Below are 26,150 nucleotides of genomic sequence, written 5' to 3'. Positions count from 1 at the left end.
GTGCGAGGGGTGCGAGGGGTGCGGGCGAGTCTAGGGCCGCCCGTGCCGGGAAGATCACGATCAGCCCGAATCCGTAGGACTTCCGTAAGGAGTTCGGCGGCATACCGCTTCGCCGACGGGGAGAGCGCAGGCGCAATAGTTGCAGGCGCGCTCTATGTAAACGCGCGGGTAAGCTGGGTGCAAAGGGAGGAGGCCGCAGATGGCCATCGCCGACGACGCCGCCGAGGTCCGGGCCCAGGGTTGGCGCACCCTCGCCGCACTGCACGGCCTGATCGAGGACGCCCTGGAGAAGGCCCTGCAACGCACCCACGGCCTCTCCGTCGTGGAGTACACCGTGCTGGACGCGCTGGCCCGGCAGGACGGCTGGCATATGCGCATGCAGCAGCTCGCCCGCGCCGTGGTGCTCAGCCAGAGTGCGACCACCCGCCTGGTCACCCGGCTGGAGAGCCGGGGCCTGCTCGGCCGCTACCTCTGCGACACCGACCGGCGCGGCATCTACACCGAGGTCACCGAGGCCGGCCGCGCCCTGCTGGACACCGCCCGGCCCACCCACGACGACGCCCTCGCCCGGGCCCTCGCCGAGGCCGCCGAACTCCCCGAGCTCGCCCCCCTGGTGGCCGCCCTGGCCACCCTGCCCAAGCCCCCCGCCGCCGCGCGCTGAGGCTCCCGGCGTGCCGGACCGGCCGGGCCGCGCGGAGAGTCGAGCTTGCGGGGGAGGGGTGCCCGGTCAGGCGCGGAAGGCATCCGCGTGGTCGGCGGCCCAGGCGGCGAAGGTGAGCCCCGGGCGGCCGGTGATCTCCTGCACGGCGGGGGAGACCGGGGCCTCCCGGCCGACGGCCGCCGCCTGGTAGCCGAGCAGGACCTCCGCCGAGTCCGCCGGGACGCCCCGCGCGACCAGCGCCTTCAGCGCCTCCTCGGGCGGCGCCTCCTGGAAGCGCACCTCCCGGCCGATCGCCTCCCCGATGAGGCGCACCTTGTCGTACTGGGTCAGCGACTCCGGACCGGTCAGCCTGTAGCGGGCCCCCAGATGGCCGTCGGAGAGCAGTGCCCGTACGGCGACGGCGGCGATGTCCCGCTCATGGATCGGGGCCATGGCCGCCTCCCCGTAGGCGCCCCGGACCACCCCCGTGGCACGGATCTGCGGACCGTACTGAACGAGCGCGTTCGCGGCGAACTCCCCGGGGCGGATGAAGGTCCACTCCAGGCCGGACGCCTCCACGGCGTCCTCGATCCGCTTGTGCAGGACCGCGATCGGGCCGTGCTGCTCGGCGACGCCGTCCTCGACGGAGGCGGAGGAGAGCAGCACCACCCGGCGCACGCCCTGCTCGCGGGCGACGGCCAGGAACGGGACGGCGGCGGAGCCGATCGCCGCCGGGTTGAGGAAGAGCGAGGAGATCCCGGCCAGCGCCGAGGCCCGGTCCTGCGGTCGCGCCAGATCACCGCCGACCACCTCGGCGGCGGCCGGCAGCTCCGCCGCCGCAGGGGTGCGGGTGAGGGCGCGGACCGGCGCACCCGTGTCAAGGAGGAGGGAGACGACCTGGCGGCCGACATTGCCGGTGGCTCCGGTCACGAGGATCACGGGAGGTCCTTCCGGTAGGGGTACGGCTGGGGAGTACGGCGAACTCCGGCGCAGCCGCTCGACCTCGGGGGCGCCACTGCCCCGCCCCGACCGCCGGTTGGCCGATCGGGTACTACCCCGCCACCCGCCCGCCACTCCGGTCACCGGCGGTGGTCGGCAGCGGTCGGCGCAATTGGTCTAGCCCTAGGTCTAGTCCAATCTATTGACGCGGTCCCGACACACGGCCACCCTGGGTCCCCGGATCCCCGTAGCCGCTCCTCCCCCCGGAGCGCCGGGTACGGCGCATCCCTCATCCCCCACAGAGGAGGCCCCCGTGCCGCGCACCCCGCGCACCGCGCAACCCCCCGCCCCCCGGGCTCCGCGCCGCCGCTTCCGCAGGGCGGCGGCCGTCACCGCCACCGCCGCGCTCGCCGCCGGCGGCCTGCTGACCGCCGTCCAGAGCGGCTCCGCCCAGGCCGCAGCGGCCCCGGCAGCGACTCAGGCCGCACTCGGCAGCAACTGGTACGCCGCCGCTCCCTATCTGATGCCGCGTGACAACAACCCGCCCAGCGCCACCGAGATCATGTCCGCCACCGGCCTGAAAGCCTTCCAGCTGGCGTTCATCCTGGCCCCCAACGGCGGCGGCTGCTCGCCCACCTGGGACGGCACCGCAGCGGTCTCCTCCGACACCCAGGTCGCCGGCGTGATCAACTCCATCCGCGCGGCCGGCGGCGATGTCTCCGTCTCGATCGGCGGCTACGGCGGCACCAAGCTCGGCCAGACCTGCGGCACCCCGGAGGCCACCGCCGCCGCCTACCAGCAGGTGATCAACAAGTACCAGCTCAAGGCGATCGACTTCGACCTGGAGGAGCCGGAGTACGAGAACGCCGCCGCCATCCACAACGAGATCGGCGCCGCCCGGATCCTCCAGTCGGGCAACCCGGGCCTCTATGTCTCGGTCACCACGGCCGGTACCGCCGACGGCACCGGCTGGTTCGGCAAGCAGATGCTGAACGAGGCCAAGGCGCAGGGCTTCACCCCCGCCAACTTCTCGATCATGCCCTTCGACGGCGGCTTCAACGGGGCGTCGGCGCAGATCAGCGCGCTGGAGAACTTCAATGGGGTGCTGCGCTCCACCTTCGGCTGGGACGCCGCCACGGCCTACGCCCACGAGGGCGTCTCGATGATGAACGGCCGCAGCGACACCGGCGAGTACTTCCGCCAGGCCGACTTCCAGCAGGTGCTGGACTACGCCACCTCCCACAAGCTGGCCCGCTACACCTTCTGGTCGCTCAACCGCGACCGGCAGTGCGCCACCCCGGACAACAACGGCCAGACCTCCGGCACCTGTAGCAGCGTGGCGCAGCGGCCCTGGGAGTTCGCCACCTACTCGGTGCGGTTCGCCGGCGCCACCCCGCCCGGCGGCACCACGGGCGGTTCCACCAGCGGTTCCACCAGCGGCTCGACGGGCGGTCCGACCACACCGCCGCCGGGCAGCTGCACCGCCCCGGCGTGGAACAGCGGCACCGCGTACAGCGGCGGCGCGGTGGTGTCGTACAACGGGCACCAGTGGACGGCCAAGTGGTGGACCCAGGGTGACACCCCCGGCAGCAACAGCCAGGACGTCTGGACCGACAACGGCGCCTGCACCGGCTCCTCCTCCGCCGGGACCACGGGCGGCGGCACCACGGGCGGCGGCAGCTGCACCGCCCCGGCGTGGAACAGCGGCACCGCGTACAGCGGCGGCGCGGTGGTGTCGTACAGCGGCCACCGCTGGACGGCCAAGTGGTGGACCCAGGGTGACACCCCCGGCAGCAACAGCCAGGACGTCTGGACCGACAACGGCGCCTGCTGAGCCGCCGACCCCCAGCGGCGGCGTGCCGGGACACCAGCCCGGCACGCCGCCGTGCCGCCTAGACGGGTACGGCCGGTCCACCGGCCGGCCACGGCCCCTCACGCAGCATCCGGACCACCCGGTGCGGCGGCCCGGGCCGGGCGAAGTACCAGCCCTGGGCGGTGTCGCAGCCGGTCGCCCGGAGCCGCTCGGCCTGCACCGCGCTCTCGATCCCCTCGGCGGTCACCGTGAGGCCCAGCGCATGGGCGAGCCGCACCACCGCCGAGACGATCTTCTCGTCGGCCTCCCGCCGGGTGCCGCCGGGGTCGCGGAACCCCTCCACAAAGGTGCCGTCCAGCTTCAGCACATGCACCGGCAGCCGGGAGAGGTAGGCCAGGTTGGAGTAGCCGGTGCCGAAGTCGTCGATGGCGATCCGCACCCCCATGTCGGCGAGCGCCTGGAGCGCCTGGAGCGGCCTTCCGGCCGGGCCCATCACCGCGCTCTCGGTCAGTTCCAGCTGGAGCAGCCGGGGCGGCAGGCCGGTGGCCTCCAGCACCTCGGCGACATCCGCGACCACATCGGAGTCCCACACCTGGCGCACCGCCAGATTGACGCTGACGAAGACCGCCGCCGACGGGAACTCGTCCAGCCAGTGCCGGGCCTGCCGGCAGGACTCCTCCAGCACCCACTTGCCCAGCGGGACGATCGCCCCGGACTCCTCGGCCAGCGGGATGAAGCGGTCCGGGGAGAGCGTCCCGAACCGGGGGTGGCGCCACCGCACCAGCGCCTCGGCGCCGTGCACCCGGCCGTCCGCCAGCCCCACCAGCGGCTGGAACTCCACCGCGAACTCGCCCCGCTCCAGCGCCGGGCGCAGCGCCGTGGCCAGCAGTTGCCGGGTCATCTGGTGGGCGCCCCGGTCGGGGTCGTAGAGCGTCCAGCGGGCCCGGCCGTCGGCCTTGGACCAGTAGAGGGTGGCGTCGGCGTCCTTGACCAGCTCGGTGGGGGTGGTGCCGCGCACCGGACGCTCCACCACGCCGATGCTGGCGGTCACCGCGAGCCGGTGCCCGGCCACCTCGAAGGGCTGGTCCAGCACCCGCAGCAGCTCGGTCGCCAGCGCGGTCAACTGCTCGCCGCCCTCGCTGTCCGGCACCAGCACGGCGAACTCGTCGCCGCCGAGCCGCGCCACCAGCCGGCCCTCGCCGAGGGCGACATGCTGCTCAAGCCGGTTGGCGGCGGCGACCAGCAGTTCGTCGCCGATGTGGTGGCCCAGGGTGTCGTTGACGGCGGCGAAGCCGTCCAGATCGAGGTAGCAGAGGCCGACCCGGCGGCGGGCGGAGGCCGGAGCCTCGCAGGCGGCGGCGAGCCGTTCGAAGAAGTAGGAGCGGTTGGGCAGCCGGGTCAGCGGGTCGTGCAGCGACTGGTAGTGCAGCCGGTCGCCGAGTCGGCGCTGCTCGGTGACGTCCTCCACCATGGCCAGGGTGTAGAGGGGGTTGCCGTCGCCGTCCCGGATCAGCGAGACGGTGATGTTGGTCCAGACGGTGCCGCCGTCGCGGTGCTTGAGCCGCTTCTCGATCCGCAGCCGGTCGCGCTTCCCGGCGACCAGCTCGCGGTAGAGCCGGCGTGCGGACTCCTCCGGGTCGATGAACCGGTGGATGTGCATCCGCACCAGCTCGGAGACGTCCAGGCCGACCATGGCGGCCAGCGCCGGATTGGCCTCGATGATGCAGTCGTCGGCGTCCACCAGCGCCATGCCGATCCCGGCGTCGGCGAAGGCGGCGCGGAAGCGCGACTCGCTGGCCTGCAGGGCGTCCCGCAGCCGCTCGGTGACGTCATGCAGCGGGGTGTCGCAGGTGGGGCAGACGATCTCGGTCGGATCGTGGCCGGGCGGCATCTCCCGGAGCTCATGGAGGGAGACCGGCAGGGTGCCGGGCGGCCCGGAGGCCGGGGATTCCGAGCCCTCGTGGACATCGGCGCCGTCGTACATGTCGGTCCCGTCGTGCGCTTCGGCCCCCCGGTGTGCGTCGGCCCCCTCGATCCGGCCCCGCACGGCACGCTCCCGTCCGCTGCTCGCAGCCTCGCCTCGCCCGGTGGCGCGGGGGCGGGATCCGCTCCCCGCGCAGTCGGGATCATAGGGCGTCCGATGATTCGGGGGCCATGGGAATCCGGGCGATTCGCCAGGATTCCCGGCGATTCGTACCGCCTCCGTGCGCCCCCGGCGCGGACTGTCACATGCGCGCCGGGGGCGTGCGCGGCGGTTTGGGTGCCGGGTCGGAGACCTCAGGCCAGGCGTGCCGTGAGGGTGATCGTCGTCCCCGAGAGCGCCTGGCTGACCGGGCAGTTGGCCTTGGCGTCCTCGGCCGCCTTGGTGAAGCCCGCCTCGTCAAGCCCCGGCACCTCACCGGTCACCGTGAGGTGGATCCCGGTGATGCCGGTGCCCGGCTGGAAGGCCACCTCCGCCTCGGTGTCCAGCCGGGTCGGCGGGGTGCCGGCGCCGGTGAGGGTGTGGGAGAGCGCCATCGAGAAGCAGGCGGAGTGGGCGCCCGCGATCAGCTCCTCCGGGCTGGTCCTCCCGTTCGGCTGCTCCGCGCGGGACGCCCAGGTGACCGGGAACTCGCCGACCCCCGAGGAGGCGAGGCCCACCAGCCCCTTGCCGTCGATCAGACTGCCTTCCCAGGTCGTGCGGGCGATGCGCTTGGTTGCCACGATCGGTTCCTCCTGTGCTGGGGTGTGAGCCGTACGGTGCTCCGGCGGAGATCCGGCCCCACCCTACGGCGGCGGCCCTGCCGGGCCGGTGACGTCAGGGCAGTTGGCAGAGCGTCAGCCGGGCGCCCACCGGGTCGGTACAGGGCACCATCCGGCCGTGCGGCGAGTCGAACGGCTCCCGCACCAATCGGCCGCCCAGCTCCTGCACCCGCTCCGCCGCCGCGTCGGCGTCCGGCACCGCCAGGTACACCGACCAGTACGGGTGCGCCACCTCGGTCCGGTAGCGACCGCAGACCGGCGTGTCGCTGCCGGGCACCTTCCATGCCGTGTAGTCGAAGTCCTTGCCGTCGCCGATCTGCTCCTGGGTGTACGGGAACAGCGCGCGGTAGAAGGCGTCCGCCTGCTCAGCCACAGGCGTGTTCAGCTCGTGCCAGCACATCGCACCCGGCTCGCCGAACAGCTCGGCACCCGGGTGCCCACCCGGCTGCCAGAGCCCGAAGGACGCCTCCGCCGGGTCGAACGCGAACGCCATCCGCCCCGCGCCCGGCACCTCGTGCGGCCCCATGACCGGCTTGCCGCCCGCTTCGGCGATCCTGCCGTACACGGCGCCCAGGTCCGAAGACGAGAGGTAGACGTTCCACAGCGCCGGCATGGCCTCGGCGCCCGACGGCGGGGCCATCAGCGCGGCCACCCGCCTCCCCCTGCTCAGGCACATGGTGTAGCCCCCCATCCGGGCGCCGAGATCCTCGAACTCCCAGCCGAGGACCGGGCCGTAGAAGTCGCGGGCGGCCCGCAGGTCGGGCGTCGTCAGATCGGCCCAGCACGGGGCGCCGTCCGGGTACGAGTCGCGTGGGGGCATGGGGTCTCTTCCTCGCTGCTACGGTCTTCCGCGCCCCGGGTATGGCCACTCCGCGCAGGCGCGTACGGACGTTCCGCGAGCCCAGAATCCGGCCGTCCGGGGGAGCCCGCAACCGCTCGGCGGCCGACCGTGGCAGCCCCCGGCCCCCGGGCGGCCCCGCCACGGCCACCGCCACCGGGCAGCACCACCGGGCAGCGCCACTGGGAGGTGTCCGACCATCCGCCCCCATCGGGGCGTACTCGGCCGATCCCGATCGGGGGACCGCCCGCATACCCGCACGTCCGCACGGCCCGGGGACGGCCGGTCGCGGCACAGGCCAGGCGCCGCCCCGGCACCCCGGGTCTGCCCACAGTGCGGACAACCAGGCATTTCGACGAGGGCGGCGCGGCCCTCCCCTGTTACTGTGGCGCTCGCCAACCGCCCCCGAACCGGCCCGGAGCAGCCCCGATGACGGATCAGCCGCAGACCGCCGCCGACAGCCCCCTGGACCGGGTCGACGACGAGGTCCGCGCCGAGCTGACCCGGCTCCGGGAGTCCATCGACAACATCGACGCGGCCGTCATCCATATGCTGGCCGAGCGGTTCAAGGCCACCCAGCAGGTCGGCCGCCTCAAGGCCACCCACCGGCTGCCCCCCGCCGACCCGGCCCGCGAGCGTGAGCAGATCGAGCGGCTGCGGTCCCTCGCCGCCGGGGCCCACCTGGACCCGGTCTTCGCGGAGAAGTTCCTCAACTTCATCATCGCCGAGGTCATCCGCCACCACGAGGCCATCGCCCGCTCCTGAGCCCCTGTTCCGGCCGAGCCCCTGCCCCGGCCGAGCCACCGCCCCTGCTGAGCCTCCGCCCCGGTCCGGTGCCGCCGGACGCGGCTCAGACCCGGCGCGCGGCCTCCGTACGGTCCGCCTCTCCGGCGGCGGGCAGCGACCCCTCCACCACCAGCGCCCCGGCCGGTGTCGAGGTCTGCGCGATGAACGCGCCCGCCAGCACCATCAGGCCGCCCACCACCTGCGGCGTCCCCAGGTGCTCGCCCAGCAGCACCCAGGCCGCCACGGTGGCCACCACCGCCTCCAGGCAGGCCACCACGCCCGCCACCGGCGGCGACAGCCGCCGCACCGCCACCACCCCGGTCAGATAGGCCAGCACCGTCGCCACCAGCACCACCCAGCCGACCAGCAGCAGCGCCGGTACCCGGGCGTCGCCCATCGCCACGTCGTGGCCCAGCACCGGCCACTCCATCCGCCACGGCCGGGCGATCACGGTCAGCACCACCGCGCCCACCAGCAGCCCATAGGCGCTCACCGCCAGCGGGTCCACCGGGTCGTCGCCGCCGCTGCCCGCGTCCGACAGCACGAAGTACCCCACCTGGCAGCAGGCCGCGCCCAGCGCCAGCAGTACGCCCACCGGATCGAAGCCCAGGCCCGCCCAGACCTCGACCACGCAGGCCAGGCCGCCCACGGCCAGCACCGCGCCGAACGCCGCCGCCCGGGTCACCGGCCTGCGCTGCACAAACCGCACCCAGCCCAGCAGCAGCGGCGGCCCCAGGTACTCGATCAGCAGCGCCACCCCGACCGGGATACGCGAGATCGAGGCGAAGTAGAACGCCTGGACACCGGCCACCGCCAGCAGCCCGAACCCCACCAGCAGCCCGGGCCGCCGCCGCAGCACCCCCCGGTGCCGGACCGCGACCGGCAGCAGCACCAGCGCCGCACCGGCCACCCGCAGCCACACCACATGCAGCGGATCGAGCCCCGCCGAGATCAGCGGCTTGGCCGCCGTCCCGGAGCCGCCGAAGGCGAACGCGGACAGCAGGGCGAGGGCGAGCCCCGTTCCCCGGCCGGGGTGCGGCGCGGCCGCGCCGCGCGTCTGTGATCTGCGCATTCGGCCATTCTGGCAGCGCTCGGCGGGGGAGTACGGCGGCCGGAGGGGGCGGGCGGCGGCTGAGCGGCAGTCAGTCCCGGTCGCCGGTACGGCGGAGAGCCCCGGAGCCGGGCCGCCCCCGGCGGGGGCACCGCTGCGGAATCGTTGCATACGACCGAGGCCCTCCCACACGGAGTGGAAGGGCCTCGATCGTTCACAGGTGCGCCGCCAGGGACTCGAACCCCGAACCCGCTGGTTAAGAGCCAGCTGCTCTGCCAGTTGAGCTAGCGGCGCTCGCTGACGGCCGAAACTCTACCGCATCTCCGGGGCCGCCTCGGCCACGGCCTCCCCGACCCCGACCCCCGAGCCGGATCGGGCCCGCCCGGCCGTGCGCCGGGCGGCCACCTGCCGCATCCTGGGGGCATGGGCAGCGGTGACGGACAGCGGATGCGGAGCGCCTTCGAGGACTGGCTGCGCGCCCATGGCTGGAAGATCCTCGCGACGTCCTGCATCCACAGCTGCGCGGACATCGAGGCGTGGCACCCGGACGGCGCCCGCCTGCTGGTGGAGGTCCAGGCCGACACCGGCGCCGACACCCTCGGGCCCGACCTGGACACCGCCTATGGGCGGCTGCTCCGCCGCATGGACGACGTCCCGAGCAGCCGCTACGCGATGGTGGTCCCGGAGGGCGCGGTCGCGGCGGCCCGGCAGGTCACCTGGCGGGTCCGGCAGTTGCTGCGGACCGACCTCTATGCCGTCGACCGGGCGGGCGCGGTCCGCAGGATCGAGGGCTGAACCGGCATCGACGCGACAGTGGAATGCGCCACTCGGCCGTCACCCACGGTACCCAACGGGTGACATCGGGTGCGGAACGGCCGACGGCGTGCGTAGCTTCGACCCGGTGCGGGCCGCTGCGTCCAAGCCGAGCAGAGGGTCGGACTCCCAGGGGAAGCAGGTCACCACCGATGCGCCTACGTCAGCTCACATGTCTTTCCGCCGCCGGACTCACCGTGCTGGCCGGGATCGGCGCCGCCGCGCCCGCCCGCGCCGCGAGGGTGCTGGTGGTCCCGTCCGGCGGATCGATCCAGCAGATGGTGGACCAGGCATGGCCGGGCGACACCGTCTATGTCCCGGCCGGTACCTACCGGGGCAGCGTGCAGCTCGGCGACGGTGTCACCCTCCTGGGCGCGGGCCCGGACACCCTGATCGAGCGGGGCACCGGCGGCGGCGCCTGCGCCCAGTCAGGCCACGGCATCTGCGTCACCGGCACCCCCGACCACTCGCTCACGGGGGTGCGCATCCTGTCGCTGACCGTCACCGGGTTCGCCAAGGACGGCATCATGGCCACCTGGACCGACGGGCTGGCGGTGCGCAATGTGGTCGCGCGCGGCAACGGCGAGCACGGCATCCGCCAGGACCACTCGGTACGGGGGGTCTTCCGGGGCAACCACGCCCTCGACAACGCCGAGACCGGCATCTTCCTCGCCAACACGGTCAGCGAGGAGGGCGGCGCCACCGATGCGCAGGGCGCGGCCGTCAGCGGCAACGAGGTGTCGGGCAACCGGATCGGCATCACCATCCGCCGCCTCCAGGACCTCACCGTCGACCGCAACATCGTCACCGGCAACTGCGGCGGGATCTTCGTCGTCGGCGACGAGAACCTTCCGCGCGCCGGAAAGCTCGCGGTGCGCTCCAACCGGGTGTACGAGAACAACCGCTTCTGCCCGTCGAGCTCCAGGCTCCCCGACATCCAGGGCGTCGGCATCCTGCTCACCGGCGTGGAGGAGACCCGGGTCACCGGCAATGAGGTCCGCGACAACCAGGGCGCGTCGCCGATGTCCGGCGGCATCGTGCTCTTCCCGAGCGTGGTCGGCGTCGCCAACTCCCGCAACACGGTGAGCGGCAACACCGTCCGGGGCAACCAGCCGGCCGACCTGGCCGACCGGGACAAGGGCACCGGCAATGTCTTCGCCGACAACCGGTGCGCCCTCTCCCAGCCCGCCGGGCACTGCTGACGTCGGGCACTGCTGATGTCGGGCACTGCTGACGCCGGGAATGCGACGAGGGCCCTCCCACCGAAGTGGAAGGGCCCTCGCCCACGGTGCGCCGCCAGGGACTCGAACCCCGAACCCGCTGGTTAAGAGCCAGCTGCTCTGCCAGTTGAGCTAGCGGCGCTCGCTGACATCGGAACTCTAGCAGTCGGGTTCGCCGGACAGAAATCGGTTTGCTCCGTGCGGCGGCGGGGCCGGTCTGCGGCCACTGCGGCGGGCCGCACGGACGCATGCGCGAAGCAGCACGGGCGTGTCGGGCAGCCACGGCTCGCGGCGGTCCGGGGCCACGATCCAGCGGCCGGGGCCCAGGCCGGGCGCGTCGGGGGAGTCCACCATGCGCTGCAACGGGGGCACGGTCACGGCGTCACCCGCGCCGTGGCAGAGCACGGTCGGCACCTCGGGGGCCCACTCCTCCCAGCCCAGCAGCGGACGCAGCCGCTCGGCCGTGCCCACCTGGGCGAAGAGCAGCAGCCGGCCCCGGTAGGAGGCCACCGGCCCGCACCCCGGCCCGGAGGTCCACAGCTCGTCGAGTACCCGGCGGCCGAACAGCGCCGGCATGCTCACCACATCGAACGCCCGCCCGCAGGGCAGCACGGTGGGCGCCCAGGGGCGCTCCTGCCACAGGGCCCGCGTGCTGCGCGGGTATGCGCTCGCGGACGCCAACCATGCCTCACCAGCCACGGTCACGTACTCGACGGATTCAAACGTCCAGATGTCCACGGAAAGCAGATCTACCCGCCGGGCCCACCGCACGCCGGGGGAAGCGCCGTTTGCCGGACAGGACGGGCAACGGCGGCGTACTCTTTCCGCCCGCATATGCCAGAACGCGTAGGCAGGCGTCAGTCGATGGTCCGCTGCTGCTTGATCAGGCCGCGCCCGTACTCGACCATCTTGGCGGCGTAGTCCGGCGTCCAGTCGGCGCGAGCCGCGATCTCCGCGCAGCTCAGCGCGTCGAAGCGGCGCGGGTCGGCCAGCTCGGCGGCGGCCACCGCCTGGAACTCGGTGGCCCGCTCGGCCGCCGCCCGGAAGGCGAGGGCCAGCTCGGTGGAGCGGCGCAGCAGTTCCCTGGGGTCGTCGATCGACTCCAGGTCGAAGAAGTGCTCGACCTCGGTCTCGTCCGCCCTCGGTTCGAAGAGCAGCGGGGCGGGCCGGAACCGCCGGGCGGCTCCTTCGCCCTCCGAAGAGCGCTGCCGGTCGGCCGGGTCGGACATGGGCACCTCCACGGGGTGGCTGGGCGGGGTGGCTGGGCGGGGGACGGCTCGGGGTTGTACGCACGGCGACCGGCCGATCCACCGGGCACCGCTGCTCGGGCAGTGGCTTCCGGCGTCGGCCGTGACGCATGGGGCGACGGAGGTTCGGAACAGTGTGCCCCACGGTGGTATTCCTCGCCGAGGGGTGCCGTATGCGCGGGCGGCCCGGTCACCCGGCGCGGATCCGGTGCTCGGCCAGCTCCGCCAGCACCGTGTGGTTGGCCTCCCAGCCGTCGGGGAACTTCACACTGACGCCCAGTTGGACGGGCTCGGTGGACGGGTGCTCGTCCAGCAGCTCGGTGATGCCGGCCCGGGCGACCACGATGCAGGCGTGCCGGTGCCGGGAGGCCAGCACGCAGAGTCGCCCGGTCTCCAGATGGAAGGCGGTCGCGTCGGGTCGGCCGGAGAGCGGGTGCAGCACCACGGTCACGTCGTACTCGCGGCCTTGCAGGCGGTTGGCGGTGTCCACGGTGACGGCGGGGCCCAGCGCGCCGTCCACCGGCACCCCGAGCCCGGTGAGCGCGGCCCGGACGGCGGCGGCCTGGTCGCGGTGGGCGGTGCCGACCGCGATCCGGTCAGCGGTGACGGGCGCGGTGCCGCGCTCGGAGACGGCGGCCAGACCCCGGTCCAGCAGCCGGCGCACGGTCCGCGCCACGGCGTGCACCGCCTCCGGGTCGGTACGCACGGTGTGCCGGGCGGGCAGCTCCAGCAGCCCCCAGCCGGACTCGGCGGCCTCGTCGATCACCGCGTCCACCGGGCCGCCGTCGGCGCGGACGCCCACCGTGAGCCGCCGGTCGCCCTCGCCGGTACCGGACCGGAACGGGGTGAAGGGGTAGAACGCCCGGGAGACCAGCGCTGCGGCGGAGTACGGCAGCCGCCAGGAGACCGGGAGGTTGTGCGGCCGGATGCCGGGGTTGTGGTCCAGCAGCGCGGTCACCGCGCTGCGCGACGGGTCCCATGAGAGGCCCGCCCACTGGTCGGTGCCGACCACGGTGAAGGGGTCCAGCTGACCGGGGTCGCCGACGAAGAGCGCCCGTTCGAAGAGGCGGGCCACGGCCAGCAGCGCGTCGGACCGCATCTGGTACGCCTCGTCCACGATCGCATGGCGCCAGGGGTCGACGTCCTTGACCCACTGCCACTTGGCGGCGGTGGAGACCACCACCTGCTGCTCGACCAGGTCGGCGACCCTGCCCGAGGCGGTCACCCCGGCGTGCCGCAGCGCCTCGGGGGCGGGTCTGCCGTCGCTGCTGTGCAGGCGGCCGATGGAGAGGTCGGGGGCGGTCTCGGCGAGGCGGTCCACCAGGTCGTCCACCTGGCTGTTGGTCTGCGCGACGATCATCAGCCGCTCGCCGGCGGCGACCAGTTCGCGGGCGGCCCGCACCACCAGGGTGGACTTGCCGGCGCCGGGCGGGGAGTCGACCACCACACCGCGCTCGGTACCGGAGAGCACGGCGGCCAGGATCTCGGCGGTGACCCGGTCGGCGGCGGCCCCGGGCGAGGACGGCCCGGGGGCGCCTGCGGCGGCGGGGGAGTCAGGGGCGTCTGCGGAGTCGGGGGAGTCGATGGGGTTCACGGGCGGGTTACTCCCCTTCCTCGTCGTCGGCCCAGGCGGCGGCGGCCGGGCGGGGTGCGGCGGCGGTGCCGGGCGGGCCGCCGTGGGTCCAGGGGGTGTCCTCCGGGTCCGGCAGCGGCGCGGACTGCCGGACGGTCAGCTCGAAGAGGGTGAAGCAGACCCGCTCGCCCGGCTGCGGCACGGTGCCGGGCTCGGGCTCCCTGCGGCGCCCCATGCCGGAGGTGAGCCGGAGGACCACGGTGCCGTCGGCCGGGTCGAACCGCACGATCTCGGCCTTCTGCGGGGTGGCACTGCCCCCGCCGTCCGGCCGGGGCGCCCCCCAGGCCCGGTGCACCTCGCGGCCGGGGTCGGCGTGCGGCCGGTCGTCGGTGCGGACCGTGACCAGCGGCCGGGGCTTCGGGGAGCGCCCGGAGGTGTCGTACGCCGGCTCGGTGTGCACCACCGTGCCGGCGAACGCCTCCCCGGCCAGCCGGCACTCGGCCATCGCCAGCGGGTCGTCCAGCGCCTCCTGGAGCTCCACCTTGGCCTGCTCCCGCTCGCGCTGCGCCAGCTTGCGAGCGGCGGTGACCGCGTCGTCGTACCGGGGCTGCGGCGGCTCACCGGCGGCCAGCCGCTCGCGGTGGCCGGTGTAGGACCAGCGGTCGCTCTCCCAGCGCTCCGGGAGGTGGTCGGCGGGCGGCAGGGTGCGCAGCAGGTCGATGCCCTGCCAGACCTGGTCCCAGGTGGGGCGCAGCACCCCGGCCAGCAGGGTGCGGACCTCCTCGGCGGTGCTCCGGACATGCCGCTCGGCGCGGGCGTCCCCCTCCGGCGCGGCGCGCAGCGCGGCGCGGGCGGCGTCATGGCGGGTGACGGCGGGGCCCAGCAGCTTCTCGTCGAAGCGCGGGTCGGTGGCCGGTCCGGCGGGCGGGCAGAGCAGTTGGCCGCGCCGGTCGCGGGCGGTCTCGGCGTGCAGCGCCGCCTCGGCGCCGCTGAGGCCCGGCGGCGGGGCGATCCAGGCGAGCTGGGCGCCCAGGTGCTGGTCCTCCAGATGGGACTGGCCGGTGGCCCAGTGGCGGCCGAGCAGTGCCGTCATGGCGAGCAGCAGGGAGGAGCCGGGCACCTCGGAGCGCTCCCGCAGATGGGTGAGCCAGCGGCCGAGCAGCGGCACCTTGGTCGGCACCGGGTACGGCCCGGCGTCCGCGTCGTCGGCGGTGCGGCGGAAGCGGGTGGAGCGGCCGAGCAGGCCCAGTTGGTGGATGCCGCCGCCGTTGGGGACGATCAGCTGCGGGGCGTCCGCGCACAGCTCCCGCAGCACCGGTGTCCGCTCGCCGGTCTGCGGGTCCCTCTCGGTGGACTCGATCTGCTCGATGTCGTCGCCGTAGCCCTCCAGATAGGGGAGGAGGTCTGCGGCGAGTGCGGCGAGGAAGGCGAACCGCTGGTCGCGGTCGAGCGGCTGTGCCACCACATGCAGGCGGGGCGCGTCGCGGTCGGTGCCGAGCATGGCGGCGAGCGGGGCGCCGTCCTCACCGGCGGCGGTGAGCGGGACGACGACCATGGGGCGGTCGGAGAGATGGCGGTGGCGCACGGTCGCCAGCGGCTGGGCCCGGCCGGACCGTACGGCCTCCAGCCGGGCCAGGGTGGTGAGCAGGCTCATCTGCCGGGAGCCTCCTCGCTGCGGGCACCCGCCAGCGCCTCGGCGCGCAGCGCGGCGGCGCGGGAGAGGCGGGCGGCGGCCTCGTCCACACCGCCCTCGTCCACGCCGCCCTCGTCCACGCCGCCGCGATCCGCTGAGCCCTCGGCGGCGGCCAGGGCGGCGGAGACGGTGTGCAGGGAGCCCAGCTCGCCCCGGACGGAGCGGCCCAACTGCTCGACCGAGCCGGCGCAGCGGGCCTCCTGACGGCAGTGGAAGCCCAGCTCGCAGGTGGAGAGGCAATCGGGGGAGTAGGCGGCCGGCACCGCCGCGACCGAGCCGCCGAGCTGCTCGGTGGAGCGGGCGGGGGCGCCGTCGTCCCCGGTGGCGAGGTCGAAGTCGGCGTCGGCGGGCAGCGCGTCCAGGATCCGGTCGATCCGGGTCATCCGGAGCAGCTGGCGGCGGGTGACCGCGATCTCCCGGCGGACGTCCACCACGGCGGCGGTGGGGCGGTGCGAGAAGTCCTTGGGGCAGACCAGCAGCACCGTGTGGTCGGGCGCTGCGGCCAGGCCGTCGGGGGCGGCGTACGGGTCCGGGTCGGGCTTGGTGCCGGCCAGGTCGGCGGCGGTCTCGCGCAGCGCCAGGACGTAGACGGCTGCCTGGCGGGCGGCGGCGCCCACCTTGGCCGGGTCGGCGGAGCCGTCCAGGATCGGGAAGGACTTGATCTCCACCACCGTCCAGCGGCCGTCGGGGCGGACCACCACGGCGTCGGGCTCCAGGAAGGCGGGGGAGCCGGCCACCTCCAGGCAGAGCATGGGGTGGTCGAGCAGGGTCCAGCCGCCGGGGCGGTCGGCGGCCTCGGCGAGCGCCTGCCGGGTGCGCTCCGCGCGTACGGCGTTGCCGGCCCGGGGCAGCAGATCGGGGACGGCGACCTCGGCGTCGCCCGGCTCGGGGAGGCCGAGGTGCCGATGGAAGAGGAGCAGCAGCTCGGCGTATCCGTCGGCCTTGACCCGGGACTCGAAGACATGGCCGCGGGCGATGGCGAACGGTGACCGGCCGAAGGGGGCCGGGGTCCCGAGGCGGTCGGCGAGGGCGGCCTTGTCGACCCCGGCGGCGTCCAGCAGGGCGCGGCGGCGGCAGCCGGGGTTGGCGGCGAGCGCGGCGAGGGCACGGGCGTCGAGGCTGCGCTGCGGCGCGGGGCCGCGCAGCCTGGCGAGCCGCTGCGCGGGCGGCTCCATGGGCCGGGGGTGCGAGACGTTCATGGTGCGCGCCAGTCTTGCATCCGGGACTGACAAACGGGACCGGTCGGCGGTGCTCCCCCTCGTTCAGGGGGCCGGGACCCGGCTCTGCTCGCCCCGGGACTGGGCCGGTACGCGGGCCGCCACCACGGTCGAGCGGCGCCGCGTGCGGTCGGTGAGGTGGAGCGCGGGCGCGGCCAGCAGGGCGCCCAGCCCCATCACGGCGCAGCCGGCGACGGCGTCCAGCAGATAGTGGTTGGCCGTGCCCATCACCACGACCGCGATCAGCACCGGGTAGAGCAGCCCGGCGATGCGCAGCAGCCGGTGGCGGGCGAAGAACCAGAGCATCAGCCCGCACCAGAGCGCCCAGCCGACGTGCAGGCTGGGCATGGCCGCGAACTGGTTGGTCAGATGGCCCAGGCCCTTGGGGGCGCTGGCCTCGCCGCCCCACCAGCCGACGGCGGCGTGCTGCTGCATGGAGTCGGTGAAGCCGTAGGAGGACTCCAGCAGCCTGGGCGGGGCGGTCGGCATGGTGGTGAAGCCGATGAGACCGAGCACGGTGGATATCGCGAGCCAGGTCCGGGCGTGCCGGTAGCGGTCCCGGTGGCGCCGCCAGAGCCAGACCAGGATCAGCGGGGTGACCAGGTAGTGGAGGGTGGCGTAGGCGAAGTCGGCGGGCACCGCGAGCCAGCTGTGCCGGGTGAAGGCGCCGTTCAGCCAGTGCTCAGGCGCCAGGTGCAGCAGGTTCTCGGCGGAGAGCAGCGCATGCCCGTTGCGCAGCGCCTCGGTCAGATCGCCCGAGACCACCAGCCGGCTGCCGTCGTAGGCGGCGTAGACCAGCACCACCAGCAACAGCTCCCGCCACCAGTGGCGTGGTCGGCCGGCGGGTGGGGGAGCGGTCTGCGATGACATGGCGGTGAACTCCGGGTGACGGCCGATGCGTAGACCTACCGTACGTTGTACGTTGGGCCGGAACGAGAGCGGCCCGGAGTCGATGTCCGGGGACGGGGAACGCGACCGGCATCCTCACCGACAGCAGCCCGCCATGTCCCCACAGCCCCGCGCAGGCCGCAGGCCGCGCGCCCCCCGCAACTCGCTCAGCGCCGAGCTGATCGTCGACTCCGCCCTGCGGCTGCTCGACGAACGCGGCATCGACGCCTTCTCCATGCGCGCCCTCGCCGAGGAACTCGGGGTGGGCACCATGGCGCTCTACACCTACTTCCGCTCCAAGGAGGAGCTCTTCCAGGCCGCGCGCGCCCGCGTCTTCACCCAGCACGCGCCGCCGGTACGCACCGATGCGCCCTGGGCCGACCAGCTGCGCGACGCCTGCCTCGCGCTCTACGGACTCTTCACCGGACGCCCCTCGGTGCTCCAACTGCTGGCCGAGCAGCACCGGGCCGAGGGCCCCGAGGGGCGCGAGGAGCAGGCTACGGCCGGCAGCGCCGCCGCGATGATGGAGCACATGCTGGGCCTGCTGCGCGGCGCGGGCATCGGCCGGCAGCAGGCCGCCCGGGCGCAGACCGCACTGGTGCAGTACACGGTGGGCGCCGCGCTGCGGGCCAGCCGCGCCCGCTGCTCCGACGCCCACTGCTCCGACGAGGAGCGCCGGCGCCTCCTCCGGGCGCGGCTGGAGGCGCTGCCGGCGGAGGAGTTCCCGCTGGTGGTCGACCTGGCACCGGAGCTCGCCGAGGCCCAGAAGGGCGCCGAGCAGTACGCCTTCGGGCTGGACCTGATCCTCGCCGGGCTGCGGACTGCGGGATCATGGGAGAAAGCGGGCCGCGACGACGGGGCCCCATCCCCGCAGCACATCTGAGGAGGCACGGTCCCCATGCCCGCCCGCATCCTGCTCGTCCGGCACGGTGAGACCGAGTGGTCGGCCACCGGCCGCCACACCGGCCGCACCGACATCCCGCTCACCGAGGAGGGCCGCCATATGGCGCGCGCCCTCGGCGAGCGCCTCAAACGCGCACCCTGGGACGGCCTGCCCGACGCCCGCGTCTTCACCAGCCCGCTGGCCCGCGCCCGCGACACCTGCGACCTGGCCGGCCTCGGCGACCGCGCGGTGGACACCCCCGAGCTGATGGAGTGGGACTACGGCGCGTACGAGGGCCGCACCGGCGAGGACATCCGGGCCACCGGCCACCCCGGCTGGGTGATCTGGCGCGACGGCGTCCCCGGTGGCGAGACCATCGAGGACGTGGCCGCCCGGGTGGACCGCTTCCTCGCCCGGATCGACGAGGCGCACGGCAGACCGGACCACGACACCGTCACCATGGACTGCGCCGACCGCACCGTGGTGGTCTTCGCCCACGGGCACCTGCTGCGCATCCTCACCGCCCGCTGGCTGGGGCTGCCGCCGCAGTACGGCCAGCGCTTCAAGCTGCGGCCCGCCTCGCTCTGCGTGCTCGGCTGGGAGTACGCCGCCCCGGCCATCGAGCTGTGGAACGACACCTCGCACCTCGGCTGACCCCTGCGGCACCGGGCGGACCGGGTCACCCCGCGATGTCGTACCGCTCCACGAAGGCGGCCACCTCCGGCACATCGCGGTGGCGGCGCAGTCCGCCCGCCGTGCCGGCCAGCATCGACCGGATCCGCGCCGAGCGGACCTCCGTCAGCAGGTCCAGCGCCTGCGTCCCGCTCACCGCGGCGGCCGCCAGGTCGCCGCGGCCGAGCTGGTCGTGGGCGAGCTCGGCGGTGTACAGCGCCCGGTTGCGGACGAAGTGCGGCTTCTGGAGGTCCATCGCCAGCCGGGCCCGGTCCACGGCCCGGTCCCAGTCGCCCAGCGCCGACCAGCACTGGGCCTCCAGCCCGATCAGCTCCGCCCGGCCGAAGAAGGACATCCACTCCGGGTCGGCGTCGCAGCTCCCCCGGTCGAAGAGCCGCTGCCCGTGCAGCATCGCCCGCTCGCAGGACCGCCGCTCCTGGAGCACCGCCCAGCCGCCCGCCTCCCGCATCGCCAGCAGCGAGAGCAGCCGGTAGGAGCCGACATGCGAGGCCGCCTGCTGCGCCGCCTGCGCGGCGCGCACGGCCTCCCGGGGGCGGCCGGCGTCGCGGGCCAGAAAGGCGCTGTTGCAGAAGGCGTGGGCCTCCAGCGCCGGATCACCGGCCATCCGGGCGGTGGCCAGCGCCTCGGCGTAGAAGGAGCGGGCGTCGGCCAGGCGGCCCGAGTCGTGCGCCAGCCAGCCGACCGAGATGGCCAGCTCCCCGGCGCCCGCCTGGAGCCGCCGTTCGGTCTCCTCGCTGTAGCTGCCGGCGTTGAGCAGCAGATAGGCGCTGCGCAGCGACTGCCCGGCGGACTCGAAGAGGGCGTCGGCGCCCTGCCGGTCGTCCAGCAGCCGGATCCGGCGGACGGCCTGCTCGACACCGTCCACCTCCTGGGCACCCACCCGGCGGGGCGGGGTCGGCGAGGTGTACGTCGGCTCGTCCAGGCCGAGCGCCGTCACCAGGGCGGCCGGGCCGCCCGCCATGAAGGTGCGGCGGTGCACGTCGTCGTTCTCCTCGTCGGTACGGGGCTGCGGCTCGCAGCGTGGTACGTCCTCACAGCGCGGCCGGTTCACCCGGCGGCGTACCGACCCGCGTGGGGCGAAGCCCAGATCGGCCAGCGAGCGGCCCGGGAACATATGCCGGAACACCCGCTCATAGGCGTAGTTGGGACAGCGGATCTCGCCCGCCTCCACCCGCCCGATATAGCGGGCGTCGCAGGAGACGTGCTCACCGATCTCCCGGCCGGCACGCCGGACCCGCGCGGCGAACTCCCCGGGGGAGAGGTCGCCGCGCAGCTCGCGCATGGCGCTGTTGGCCGATGGCGCAGATACCGAGGGCCGACTGGCCTGGTCGGGGGATCGGGTGGGTGCCATGGTTCTGCTCCCCGGGTGGCTCCTGGGTCCGCTGTGGTCTCCGATGCGGCCGGAAGGACGCACCGAGAGTACCGGGAGTATCGGATCGAACACGCAGGGTTTCGCCACAAACCGGACACGCCTCGGCAGATCTGCCATGAAATGCCATACCCTGCCCGCCACCGCCCCGTGGCCGTGCCCACCTCCGCCGCGTTGAGCTGGTCGGGAACTCGGCCCGTCGACAGCTGGAGGTGCGCATGGGCGCCGGAGTGCCGCAGTCAGTGCCACGGGCGGGCGGTGTCCTGCTGCCGCCCTCGGTGGTGGCGGGGCTGCGCGCGGCAGCCCGGCGGGCGGCCGACGGCCCCGGCCGCGCCGAGGCCCTGCCGTACGACACCGTCGCGGTGCCGCTCCGGCACGGCCTGGAGACCGTGGACATCCTGCGGCTGCGCGGCATCTGCGGGGCGGTGCTCAGCGACGGAGGCGGCACCCGGCTGCTCTTCCTGGTACCGGCCGGCACCGCCGCCCGCTGGCATCTGCCGGGCAGCTCCTGTACCCCGGGTGCGGCCGCCGGGCCGGACGCCGGATGGCTGGTCGCGCCGCAGACGGAGGGCGGCACCCTGCGCGCCACCGACCCGTGGGTGCTGCGGTCGGCCCTGTGCGAGGCGGCCGGGACCCTGATGGCAGGCGGCTTCGGCCCCTATTGACCGGCCCGTACCGGCCGTACCGGCCGTACCGACTGATCGGACTGATCCGACTGATCGGACCGGCCGATCTGCCGGTAGGGGTGCGCATTCATACTGGTCCGCATGGCACGCAGCAGAGGACCGGTCCACCGCACCCGCGCCACGGTGGCCCGCCGCACCGACTCCGGGCTCGCCGAGCTGGTCCCCGACCGGGACCGCCCGCGCGGCTGGACCCTGCTGCTGGACAGCGCCCCGCAGTCGCATGTCGACCTTGACGACCCCGCGTACCTCTCCTTCGAGTACCAGCGGTGGCTGGGCCACATAGCCGACCTCGCCGCCCCGCCCGGCAGACCGCTGACCGCGCTGCACCTCGGCGGCGGCGCGCTCACCCTGGCCCGCTATGTGGCGGCCACCCGGCCCCGGTCTCGGCAGCAGGCCGCCGAGACCGACACCGCGCTCACCGAGCTGGTGCGCACCGAACTGCCGCTGGACCGCTCCTGGCAGGTCAGGGTCCGTGGCACCGACGCCCGGGCGGTGCTGGAGCGGGCCTCCGAGGGCGCCGCCGACCTGGTGATCGCCGATGTGTTCAGCGGCGCCCGGGTGCCCGCCCACTGCGCCACCGAGGAGTTCGCCGCGCTGGCCTTGCGGGCACTCGCCCCGGGCGGCCTGTACGCGGCCAACATCACGGACGGCGCGTCGCTCGCCTTCGCCCGCTCCCAGGTCGCCACGCTGCTGAGGATCTTCCCCGAGGTCTGCCTGATCGGCGACCCGGCGGTGCTGCGGGGCCGCCGGTTCGGCAATCTGGTGCTGCTGGCCGGGCGACTGCCCCTGCCGCTGCCGGAGCTGACCCGCCGGGTCGCCTCCGACCCCTTCCCCGGCCGGGTCGAGCACGGCAGGGGACTGGTCGACTTCACCGGCGGGGCCGCCCCGGCCACCGACGCCACCGCAGTGCCGTCCCCTGCTCCGCCGCCCGACGTCTTCCGTGACGCGACCCGCTGACCCCCAGGCCCCCCACGGCACCCGGGGTGAGGCATCGGCGGTGCGTGGCCCCCGTGGCCGACTCCTCAGTGCCCGCCCGGCAGCCCCCGGCGCCGGTAGGCGGCGATGCCGGTGAGCACCAGACCGGCGGTGATCGGGGCCAGGACCGCTGCGCCGATGCCCGACGGGGCGGGCGGCATCCGGGGTGAGGCGTCGGCGGTGCGTGGCCCGGGTGGCGCGGGCCGGGCCGAGGCGGCGGAGACCGTCCCGGCAGCAGCGGGGTGACGGATCGTCAGCGGAACTGCCGCCAGGAGCAGGACTCCGGCGGCCAGGAGCAGCCGGCGGGCACCGGCCGTACGGTGAATAGCTCGCACGTGAAGGGAGAACGACCGCCGACCGGGTGAAGTCACGCGGACACGGCAGGGCGGGCGCAGCGATCCCCTCACAGCCGCCGCGCCCGCCCGTTCGACGGGGTGTCAGCCCTCCATGGCCCCCCGCCGGCCTTCCCTCCGACCTACGCCAGGCCGTCGGCCGAGGGGAGTCCATGGTGCCGGATGACATCCGCGTACCAGCGGGCGCTGGCCTTGGGGATCCGACGCTGGGTGGCGTAGTCGACGTAGACCGCGCCGAAGCGCTTGCCGTAGCCGTACGCCCACTCGAAGTTGTCCATCAGCGACCAGAGGAAGTAGCCACGGACGTCGACACCGTCGGCGATGGCCCGGTGCACCGCCGAGAGGTGGCCGTGCAGATAGGCGATGCGCTCCGGGTCGTTGACGGCGCCCTTGGGGTCGACGTAGTCGTCGAAGGCGGCGCCGTTCTCGGTGATCATCAGCGGCAGCTCGGGGTTCTCCCGGCCGACGTGCCGCAGCAGGTCGTACAGGCCGCTCTCGTCGATCGCCCAGCCCATCGCGGTGGTCTCACCGGGCGGCAGGTGGAAGACGACCTGCTCGGAGCCCGGCCACGGGGAGTGGTCGCTCTTGCCGTGCGCGTCGTTGCGGGACGCCTCGCCGGCCGCCACCGAGCCGTCGGGCGCGGAGACCAGCGTGGGCGTGTAGTAGTTGACGCCCAGCAGGTCGATCGGGCGGGAGATCTCGGCCAGGTCCCCGTCGTGGACCAGGTTGTCCCAGTCGACCAGGTGGGCGGTGTCCTCCAGCAGGTCCGCCGGGTAGGCGCCGCGCAGCACCGGACCGGTGAAGATGCGGTTGCCGACCGCGTCGATGCGGCGCGCGGCGTCCAGGTCGCCGAGCGAGTCGGTCAGCGGCCGCACGTGGTGCAGATTCAGGGTGATCGAGGTCTGCGCGGTAGCGGGGAGTGTGGAGCGCAGAACCCCGATCGCCCGGCCATGGGCGAGGTTGAGGTGGTGGGCGGCCTTCAGCGCGGCGTCGGGCTCGGTGCGGCCGGGAGCGTGCACGCCCGATCCGTAGCCCAGGAAGGCCGAGCACCACGGCTCGTTGAACGTGGTCCAAACCTTGATGCGGTCGCCCAGCGCCTCTGCCACGATGGCGGCGTAGTCGGCGAACCGCTCGGCGGTGTCGCGCACCGGCCAGCCGCCGGCGTCCTCCAGATCCTGCGGAAGGTCCCAGTGGTAGAGGGTGGCGACCGGGGTGATGCCCTTCTCCAGCAGCTCGTCGGCGAGCGCCCGGTAGAAGTCCAGGCCGCGCTCCACGGCGGGGCCGCGGCCGGTGGGCTGGACCCGGGGCCAGGAGACGGAGAAGCGGTAGGCGTTCAGGCCGAGGTCGGCCATCAGCGCCACGTCGTCCCGGAAGCGGTGGTAGTGATCGGCGGCGATGTCGCCGTTGTCACCGTTGCGCACCTTGCCGGGGGTATGGCTGAAAGTGTCCCAGATGGAGGGGGTACGGCCGCCCTCCGCAGCGGCGCCTTCGATCTGGTAGGCGGCGGTGGCCGCCCCCCAGGTGAAGCCGGGCGGAAAGCTGAGCGCGGCGGCCTGCTGTGGCAGGGTGCCGGGTGCGGTCTCACGTACAGCGGTCATGCGGGAGCGCTCCCAAAGAGGGCGAGGGCGGGCAGAGACGGTGTCGGGGCGGGATCCCGTACGGCCGCGCGGTGGGGCGGCAGCCGTACGGGACGGCCGGCGGGGCGGGGCGGGTCAGCTCTTGACCGCGCCCGCGGTGATACCGCCCACGATGTGCTTGCCGAGCACGGCGAAGACCAGCAGCAGCGGCAGGGTGGCGACCAGGGCTCCGGTCAGGATGACGGCGTGGTCGGTGGTGTGGTTGCCGGCGCCCAGGCCGGCCAGCGCCACCTGGACGGTGGGGTTCTGCTGGCTCAGCGCGATGAACGGCCAGAAGAAGTCGTTCCAGGACTGGACGAAGACCAGCATGCCGAGCACCGCCATCGCGGGCCGGGCGACCGGGAAGACCACGTGCCAGATCACCCGCAGGCTGTTGGCACCGTCCACCCGGGCGGCCTCGATCAGCTCCAGCGGCAGCGCCTCCAGCAGGAACTGCCGCATGAAGAAGACGCCGAACGCGGCCACCAGCGACGGCAGGATCACCGACTGGAGCCGGTCGCCCCACCCCAGCTTGGTGATGATCTGGTACAGCGGGATCACGCTGAGCTGCGGCGGGATGGTCATGGTGGCGACCACCACGGCCAGCAGCGCGTTCCGGCCGCTGAACCGCAACTTGGCGAAGGCGAACCCGGCCAGCGTGGAGAAGAGCACGGTGGAGAGCGCCACACAGCCCGCCACGATGGTGGAGTTGATCAGTGCATCGCCCATGTGCACTTCGTTCCACGTCACATTGAGGTTGTGGAAGAGGTGGCTGCCGGGCAGCAGCGGGGTCGGCGGCTGCACGATCTCGGTGTCGGTGCGGGACGCGGCGACGACGGTCCAGTACAGCGGGAAGAGCGAGATCAGCGCCGCGAACGCGAGCACCACATAGGTGACCGGTCCGGCCTGGTGCTGGCGGCCGGCGCCGGTGGCCGGCTTCTTCACCCGCTTGCGGCGGCGGTCCGGGCGGTCCGTGGCCCGAGCGGAGGTCGCGGGAGTCGCGGAGGTGGCGGAGATGGCCATGGTGTCAGCCCCCCAGCTTCTTGCGGTTGAGGCGCGAGACGACCGCCTGGATGGCACCGATCAGCAGCAGCAGGAGCAGCATCACCCAGGCCACGGCAGCGGCCCGGCCGAGCTGGCTGTTGGGCCAGCCGAGCTCGTACATGTACAGGCTGAGCGTCTGGAACTGGTGGGCGGAGCCGCCCGTGACACCCACGCCGCCACCGAAGAGCATCGGCTCGCCGAACAGCTGGGTGGCGCCGATGGTGGAGACCACGATGGTGAAGAGGATGGTCGGCCGGATCGACGGGATGGTCACGCTGATGAACTGCCGCCAGCGGGAGGCGCCGTCCAGCGCCGCCGCCTCGTACAGGTCGCCCGGGACGGCCTGCATGGCGGCCAGGTAGATCAGCGCGTTGTAGCCCGTCCAGCGCCAGGTGACGATGGTCGAGATGGCGATCTGGGCCGGCCACTTGTCGCTCTGCCACTTCACCGGGTCGATCCCGATGTAGCCGATCAGCTGGTTGATGAACCCGTAGTCCGAGTTGAACAGCTGCACGAAGACCAGCGAGGCCGCGGCGATCGAGGTGGCGTACGGCGCCAGGATCGCCACCCGGAAGAAGCCCCGGGCGCGCATCTGGTAGTTCAGCAGGTGCGCCAGGCCCAGGGCCATCATCAGCTGCGGAACGGTGGAGATCACACCCATGGTGAAGGTGTTGGTCAGCGCACCCCAGAACTGGTCGTTGTCCCAGAGCTTGGTGTAGTTGTCGAAGCCGCGCCAGTCACCGCTGCCGGTCTCACCGAGTTGGAGCCGGTGCAGCGAGAGCCAGCCGGTGTAGATCAGCGGGAAGAGCCCGAAGGCGGCGAAGCAGATGAAGAACGGAGCGATGTAGGCGTACGGGCTGGCCTTCAGGTCCAGGCGGTACAGCCGGCTGCGCCAGGTGCTGTCGCCCGACGCGGGTGCGGTGCGGTGAGGGGCGGGCGGGGGCGACGGAGGGCTGGCGCCGGTCTTCGCCCTGACGGAGGTGGCCACGAGTGGCGTCCTTCCCGGGATGGGTCTGGCGGTCTGTCAGGCGGACGGGCTGCCCGGTCGGGATGGTGCACCGACCGGGCAGC

24 protein-coding genes, 2 tRNA genes and 2 pseudogenes are annotated in these 26,150 nt (G+C 74.0%); 10 read left to right on the top strand and 18 right to left on the bottom strand.

The genetic code is table 11. The annotated features are described in order from the left end of the window. Nucleotides 1-199: 199 nt before the first annotated feature. The gene (locus tag C7M71_RS09790; protein ID WP_111490230.1) at nucleotides 200-661 is read left to right on the top strand and encodes a MarR family winged helix-turn-helix transcriptional regulator; all 462 of its coding nucleotides are present in this window, start codon (nucleotides 200-202) and stop codon (nucleotides 659-661) included. Nucleotides 662-727: 66 nt separating this feature from the next. Here C7M71_RS09790 and C7M71_RS09785 read toward each other — a convergent pair whose 3' ends face one another. Then, nucleotides 728-1,579 carry an NAD(P)H-binding protein gene (locus tag C7M71_RS09785; RefSeq protein WP_111490231.1) on the bottom strand — a complete coding sequence of 284 codons (852 nt, stop codon included), beginning with the start codon at nucleotides 1,577-1,579 and terminating at the stop codon, nucleotides 728-730. 421 nt (nucleotides 1,580-2,000) lie between these two features. Between C7M71_RS09785 and C7M71_RS09780 the strand changes: the two are divergent. Both C7M71_RS09780 and C7M71_RS33185 read left to right on the top strand, forming a co-directional pair. Continuing rightward, a pseudogene (locus C7M71_RS09780) lies at nucleotides 2,001-3,206 on the top strand (carbohydrate-binding protein); the annotation flags it as partial. A gap of 78 nt (nucleotides 3,207-3,284) precedes the next feature. Continuing rightward, nucleotides 3,285-3,413, top strand: a pseudogene (locus tag C7M71_RS33185) (carbohydrate-binding protein); the annotation flags it as partial. Nucleotides 3,414-3,471: 58 nt separating this feature from the next. On the opposite strand, the gene C7M71_RS09775 reads toward C7M71_RS33185, so the two are convergent. The 3 genes from C7M71_RS09775 to C7M71_RS09765 form a co-directional block, all read right to left on the bottom strand. Further along, entirely contained in the window at nucleotides 3,472-5,283 is a 1,812-nt protein-coding gene (locus C7M71_RS09775; protein WP_111490249.1) for a putative bifunctional diguanylate cyclase/phosphodiesterase, read from the bottom strand. 386 nt (nucleotides 5,284-5,669) lie between these two features. Continuing rightward, nucleotides 5,670-6,095, bottom strand: a complete 426-nt coding sequence (locus tag C7M71_RS09770; protein WP_111490232.1) for an OsmC family protein — start codon at nucleotides 6,093-6,095, stop codon at nucleotides 5,670-5,672. Nucleotides 6,096-6,189: 94 nt separating this feature from the next. Then, entirely contained in the window at nucleotides 6,190-6,954 is a 765-nt protein-coding gene (locus tag C7M71_RS09765; RefSeq protein WP_111490233.1) for a VOC family protein, read from the bottom strand. Nucleotides 6,955-7,401: 447 nt separating this feature from the next. Between C7M71_RS09765 and C7M71_RS09760 the strand changes: the two genes are divergently transcribed. After that, on the top strand, nucleotides 7,402-7,737 hold the full coding sequence (locus C7M71_RS09760; RefSeq protein ID WP_111490234.1) for a chorismate mutase: 336 nt from the start codon (nucleotides 7,402-7,404) through the stop codon (nucleotides 7,735-7,737). Between the two features lie 85 nt (nucleotides 7,738-7,822). On the opposite strand, the gene C7M71_RS09755 is transcribed toward C7M71_RS09760, so the two are convergent. Beyond that, the gene (locus tag C7M71_RS09755) at nucleotides 7,823-8,830 is read right to left on the bottom strand and encodes an EamA family transporter (protein WP_111490235.1); all 1,008 of its coding nucleotides are present in this window, start codon (nucleotides 8,828-8,830) and stop codon (nucleotides 7,823-7,825) included. A gap of 200 nt (nucleotides 8,831-9,030) precedes the next feature. Then, nucleotides 9,031-9,103, bottom strand: a tRNA-Lys gene (locus tag C7M71_RS09750). Between the two features lie 129 nt (nucleotides 9,104-9,232). Between C7M71_RS09750 and C7M71_RS09745 the strand changes: the two genes are divergently transcribed. Together C7M71_RS09745 and C7M71_RS09740 are read left to right on the top strand one after the other, a co-directional pair. Continuing rightward, nucleotides 9,233-9,604: a hypothetical protein gene (locus C7M71_RS09745; RefSeq protein ID WP_162824202.1), complete on the top strand. Its 372-nt coding sequence runs from the start codon at nucleotides 9,233-9,235 to the stop codon at nucleotides 9,602-9,604. Between the two features lie 170 nt (nucleotides 9,605-9,774). Continuing rightward, a complete protein-coding gene (locus C7M71_RS09740) occupies nucleotides 9,775-10,824 on the top strand; it encodes a right-handed parallel beta-helix repeat-containing protein (RefSeq protein ID WP_111490237.1) in 1,050 nt (349 codons plus the stop codon). 87 nt (nucleotides 10,825-10,911) lie between these two features. Here the strand turns inward: C7M71_RS09740 and C7M71_RS09735 are convergent. The 7 genes from C7M71_RS09735 to C7M71_RS09705 all read right to left on the bottom strand — a co-directional run bounded on the left by C7M71_RS09735 (nucleotide 10,912) and on the right by C7M71_RS09705 (nucleotide 17,442). Further along, a tRNA-Lys gene (locus tag C7M71_RS09735) sits at nucleotides 10,912-10,984 on the bottom strand. Between the two features lie 17 nt (nucleotides 10,985-11,001). Further along, nucleotides 11,002-11,580: a bifunctional DNA primase/polymerase gene (locus C7M71_RS09730; RefSeq protein ID WP_111490238.1), complete on the bottom strand. Its 579-nt coding sequence runs from the start codon at nucleotides 11,578-11,580 to the stop codon at nucleotides 11,002-11,004. A 119-nt stretch (nucleotides 11,581-11,699) separates the two neighbouring features. Next, a complete protein-coding gene (locus C7M71_RS09725; RefSeq protein ID WP_111490239.1) occupies nucleotides 11,700-12,071 on the bottom strand; it encodes a hypothetical protein in 372 nt (123 codons plus the stop codon). A 208-nt stretch (nucleotides 12,072-12,279) separates the two neighbouring features. Beyond that, nucleotides 12,280-13,674 carry an AAA family ATPase gene (locus C7M71_RS09720; RefSeq protein WP_111490250.1) on the bottom strand — a complete coding sequence of 465 codons (1,395 nt, stop codon included), beginning with the start codon at nucleotides 13,672-13,674 and terminating at the stop codon, nucleotides 12,280-12,282. 16 nt (nucleotides 13,675-13,690) lie between these two features. Further along, a complete protein-coding gene (locus C7M71_RS09715; protein WP_111490240.1) occupies nucleotides 13,691-15,316 on the bottom strand; it encodes a hypothetical protein in 1,626 nt (541 codons plus the stop codon). Further along, nucleotides 15,313-16,554, bottom strand: coding sequence for a hypothetical protein (locus tag C7M71_RS09710; RefSeq protein WP_111490241.1), 1,242 nt, complete (start codon nucleotides 16,552-16,554; stop codon nucleotides 15,313-15,315). Before C7M71_RS09710 ends, C7M71_RS09715 begins: the two co-directional genes overlap by 4 nt. A 63-nt stretch (nucleotides 16,555-16,617) precedes the next feature. After that, entirely contained in the window at nucleotides 16,618-17,442 is an 825-nt protein-coding gene (locus tag C7M71_RS09705) for a phosphatase PAP2 family protein (protein ID WP_111490242.1), read from the bottom strand. Nucleotides 17,443-17,575: 133 nt separating this feature from the next. Here C7M71_RS09705 and C7M71_RS09700 point away from each other — a divergent pair, with 133 nt between their 5' ends. Both C7M71_RS09700 and C7M71_RS09695 read left to right on the top strand, forming a co-directional pair. Further along, nucleotides 17,576-18,343, top strand: coding sequence for a TetR/AcrR family transcriptional regulator (locus C7M71_RS09700; protein ID WP_111490243.1), 768 nt, complete (start codon nucleotides 17,576-17,578; stop codon nucleotides 18,341-18,343). A gap of 15 nt (nucleotides 18,344-18,358) precedes the next feature. After that, the gene (locus C7M71_RS09695; protein WP_111490244.1) at nucleotides 18,359-18,997 is read left to right on the top strand and encodes a histidine phosphatase family protein; all 639 of its coding nucleotides are present in this window, start codon (nucleotides 18,359-18,361) and stop codon (nucleotides 18,995-18,997) included. Nucleotides 18,998-19,022: 25 nt separating this feature from the next. Here the strand turns inward: C7M71_RS09695 and C7M71_RS09690 are convergent, their stop codons facing one another. Further along, entirely contained in the window at nucleotides 19,023-20,387 is a 1,365-nt protein-coding gene (locus C7M71_RS09690; RefSeq protein WP_111490245.1) for an ATP-binding protein, read from the bottom strand. 236 nt (nucleotides 20,388-20,623) lie between these two features. Here C7M71_RS09690 and C7M71_RS09685 point away from each other — a divergent pair, with 236 nt between their 5' ends. Both C7M71_RS09685 and C7M71_RS09680 read left to right on the top strand, forming a co-directional pair. Next, nucleotides 20,624-21,070 (top strand): hypothetical protein, encoded by a 447-nt coding sequence (locus C7M71_RS09685; RefSeq protein WP_229758640.1) that lies wholly within the window; start codon nucleotides 20,624-20,626, stop codon nucleotides 21,068-21,070. Nucleotides 21,071-21,172: 102 nt separating this feature from the next. Continuing rightward, nucleotides 21,173-22,048, top strand: a complete 876-nt coding sequence (locus C7M71_RS09680) for a spermidine synthase (RefSeq protein ID WP_111492820.1) — start codon at nucleotides 21,173-21,175, stop codon at nucleotides 22,046-22,048. Nucleotides 22,049-22,113: 65 nt separating this feature from the next. Here C7M71_RS09680 and C7M71_RS30580 read toward each other — a convergent pair whose 3' ends face one another. The 4 genes from C7M71_RS30580 to C7M71_RS09665 form a co-directional block, all read right to left on the bottom strand. Next, nucleotides 22,114-22,401: a hypothetical protein gene (locus tag C7M71_RS30580; RefSeq protein ID WP_162824201.1), complete on the bottom strand. Its 288-nt coding sequence runs from the start codon at nucleotides 22,399-22,401 to the stop codon at nucleotides 22,114-22,116. 140 nt (nucleotides 22,402-22,541) lie between these two features. Continuing rightward, nucleotides 22,542-24,017: a GH1 family beta-glucosidase gene (locus C7M71_RS09675; RefSeq protein ID WP_111492819.1), complete on the bottom strand. Its 1,476-nt coding sequence runs from the start codon at nucleotides 24,015-24,017 to the stop codon at nucleotides 22,542-22,544. A 114-nt stretch (nucleotides 24,018-24,131) separates the two neighbouring features. Next, complete coding sequence (locus C7M71_RS09670) at nucleotides 24,132-25,058, bottom strand: carbohydrate ABC transporter permease (protein ID WP_111492818.1); 927 nt, start codon at nucleotides 25,056-25,058, stop codon at nucleotides 24,132-24,134. 4 nt (nucleotides 25,059-25,062) lie between these two features. Continuing rightward, on the bottom strand, nucleotides 25,063-26,067 hold the full coding sequence (locus tag C7M71_RS09665) for a carbohydrate ABC transporter permease (RefSeq protein ID WP_111492817.1): 1,005 nt from the start codon (nucleotides 26,065-26,067) through the stop codon (nucleotides 25,063-25,065). Nucleotides 26,068-26,150 lie beyond the last annotated feature (83 nt).

The organism is Peterkaempfera bronchialis, from assembly GCF_003258605.2.
Classification (GTDB): Bacteria; Actinomycetota; Actinomycetes; order Streptomycetales; family Streptomycetaceae; genus Peterkaempfera; species Peterkaempfera bronchialis.
This window is presented reverse-complemented; position numbering and strand designations above follow the sequence as displayed.

Coding starts and splice junctions, on each gene's coding strand:
- C7M71_RS09790 (WP_111490230.1), top strand. CDS start 200: ATGGCCATCGCCGACGACGCCGCCGAGGTCCGGGCCCAGGGTTGGCGC.
- C7M71_RS09775 (WP_111490249.1), bottom strand. CDS start 5,283: ATGCCGCCCGGCCACGATCCGACCGAGATCGTCTGCCCCACCTGCGAC.
- C7M71_RS09765 (WP_111490233.1), bottom strand. CDS start 6,954: ATGCCCCCACGCGACTCGTACCCGGACGGCGCCCCGTGCTGGGCCGAT.
- C7M71_RS09760 (WP_111490234.1), top strand. CDS start 7,402: ATGACGGATCAGCCGCAGACCGCCGCCGACAGCCCCCTGGACCGGGTC.
- C7M71_RS09755 (WP_111490235.1), bottom strand. CDS start 8,830: ATGCGCAGATCACAGACGCGCGGCGCGGCCGCGCCGCACCCCGGCCGG.
- C7M71_RS09745 (WP_162824202.1), top strand. CDS start 9,233: ATGGGCAGCGGTGACGGACAGCGGATGCGGAGCGCCTTCGAGGACTGG.
- C7M71_RS09740 (WP_111490237.1), top strand. CDS start 9,775: ATGCGCCTACGTCAGCTCACATGTCTTTCCGCCGCCGGACTCACCGTG.
- C7M71_RS09725 (WP_111490239.1), bottom strand. CDS start 12,071: ATGTCCGACCCGGCCGACCGGCAGCGCTCTTCGGAGGGCGAAGGAGCC.
- C7M71_RS09715 (WP_111490240.1), bottom strand. CDS start 15,316: ATGAGCCTGCTCACCACCCTGGCCCGGCTGGAGGCCGTACGGTCCGGC.
- C7M71_RS09710 (WP_111490241.1), bottom strand. CDS start 16,554: ATGAACGTCTCGCACCCCCGGCCCATGGAGCCGCCCGCGCAGCGGCTC.
- C7M71_RS09705 (WP_111490242.1), bottom strand. CDS start 17,442: ATGTCATCGCAGACCGCTCCCCCACCCGCCGGCCGACCACGCCACTGG.
- C7M71_RS09700 (WP_111490243.1), top strand. CDS start 17,576: ATGTCCCCACAGCCCCGCGCAGGCCGCAGGCCGCGCGCCCCCCGCAAC.
- C7M71_RS09695 (WP_111490244.1), top strand. CDS start 18,359: ATGCCCGCCCGCATCCTGCTCGTCCGGCACGGTGAGACCGAGTGGTCG.
- C7M71_RS09690 (WP_111490245.1), bottom strand. CDS start 20,387: ATGGCACCCACCCGATCCCCCGACCAGGCCAGTCGGCCCTCGGTATCT.
- C7M71_RS09685 (WP_229758640.1), top strand. CDS start 20,624: ATGGGCGCCGGAGTGCCGCAGTCAGTGCCACGGGCGGGCGGTGTCCTG.
- C7M71_RS09680 (WP_111492820.1), top strand. CDS start 21,173: ATGGCACGCAGCAGAGGACCGGTCCACCGCACCCGCGCCACGGTGGCC.
- C7M71_RS09675 (WP_111492819.1), bottom strand. CDS start 24,017: ATGACCGCTGTACGTGAGACCGCACCCGGCACCCTGCCACAGCAGGCC.
- C7M71_RS09670 (WP_111492818.1), bottom strand. CDS start 25,058: ATGGCCATCTCCGCCACCTCCGCGACTCCCGCGACCTCCGCTCGGGCC.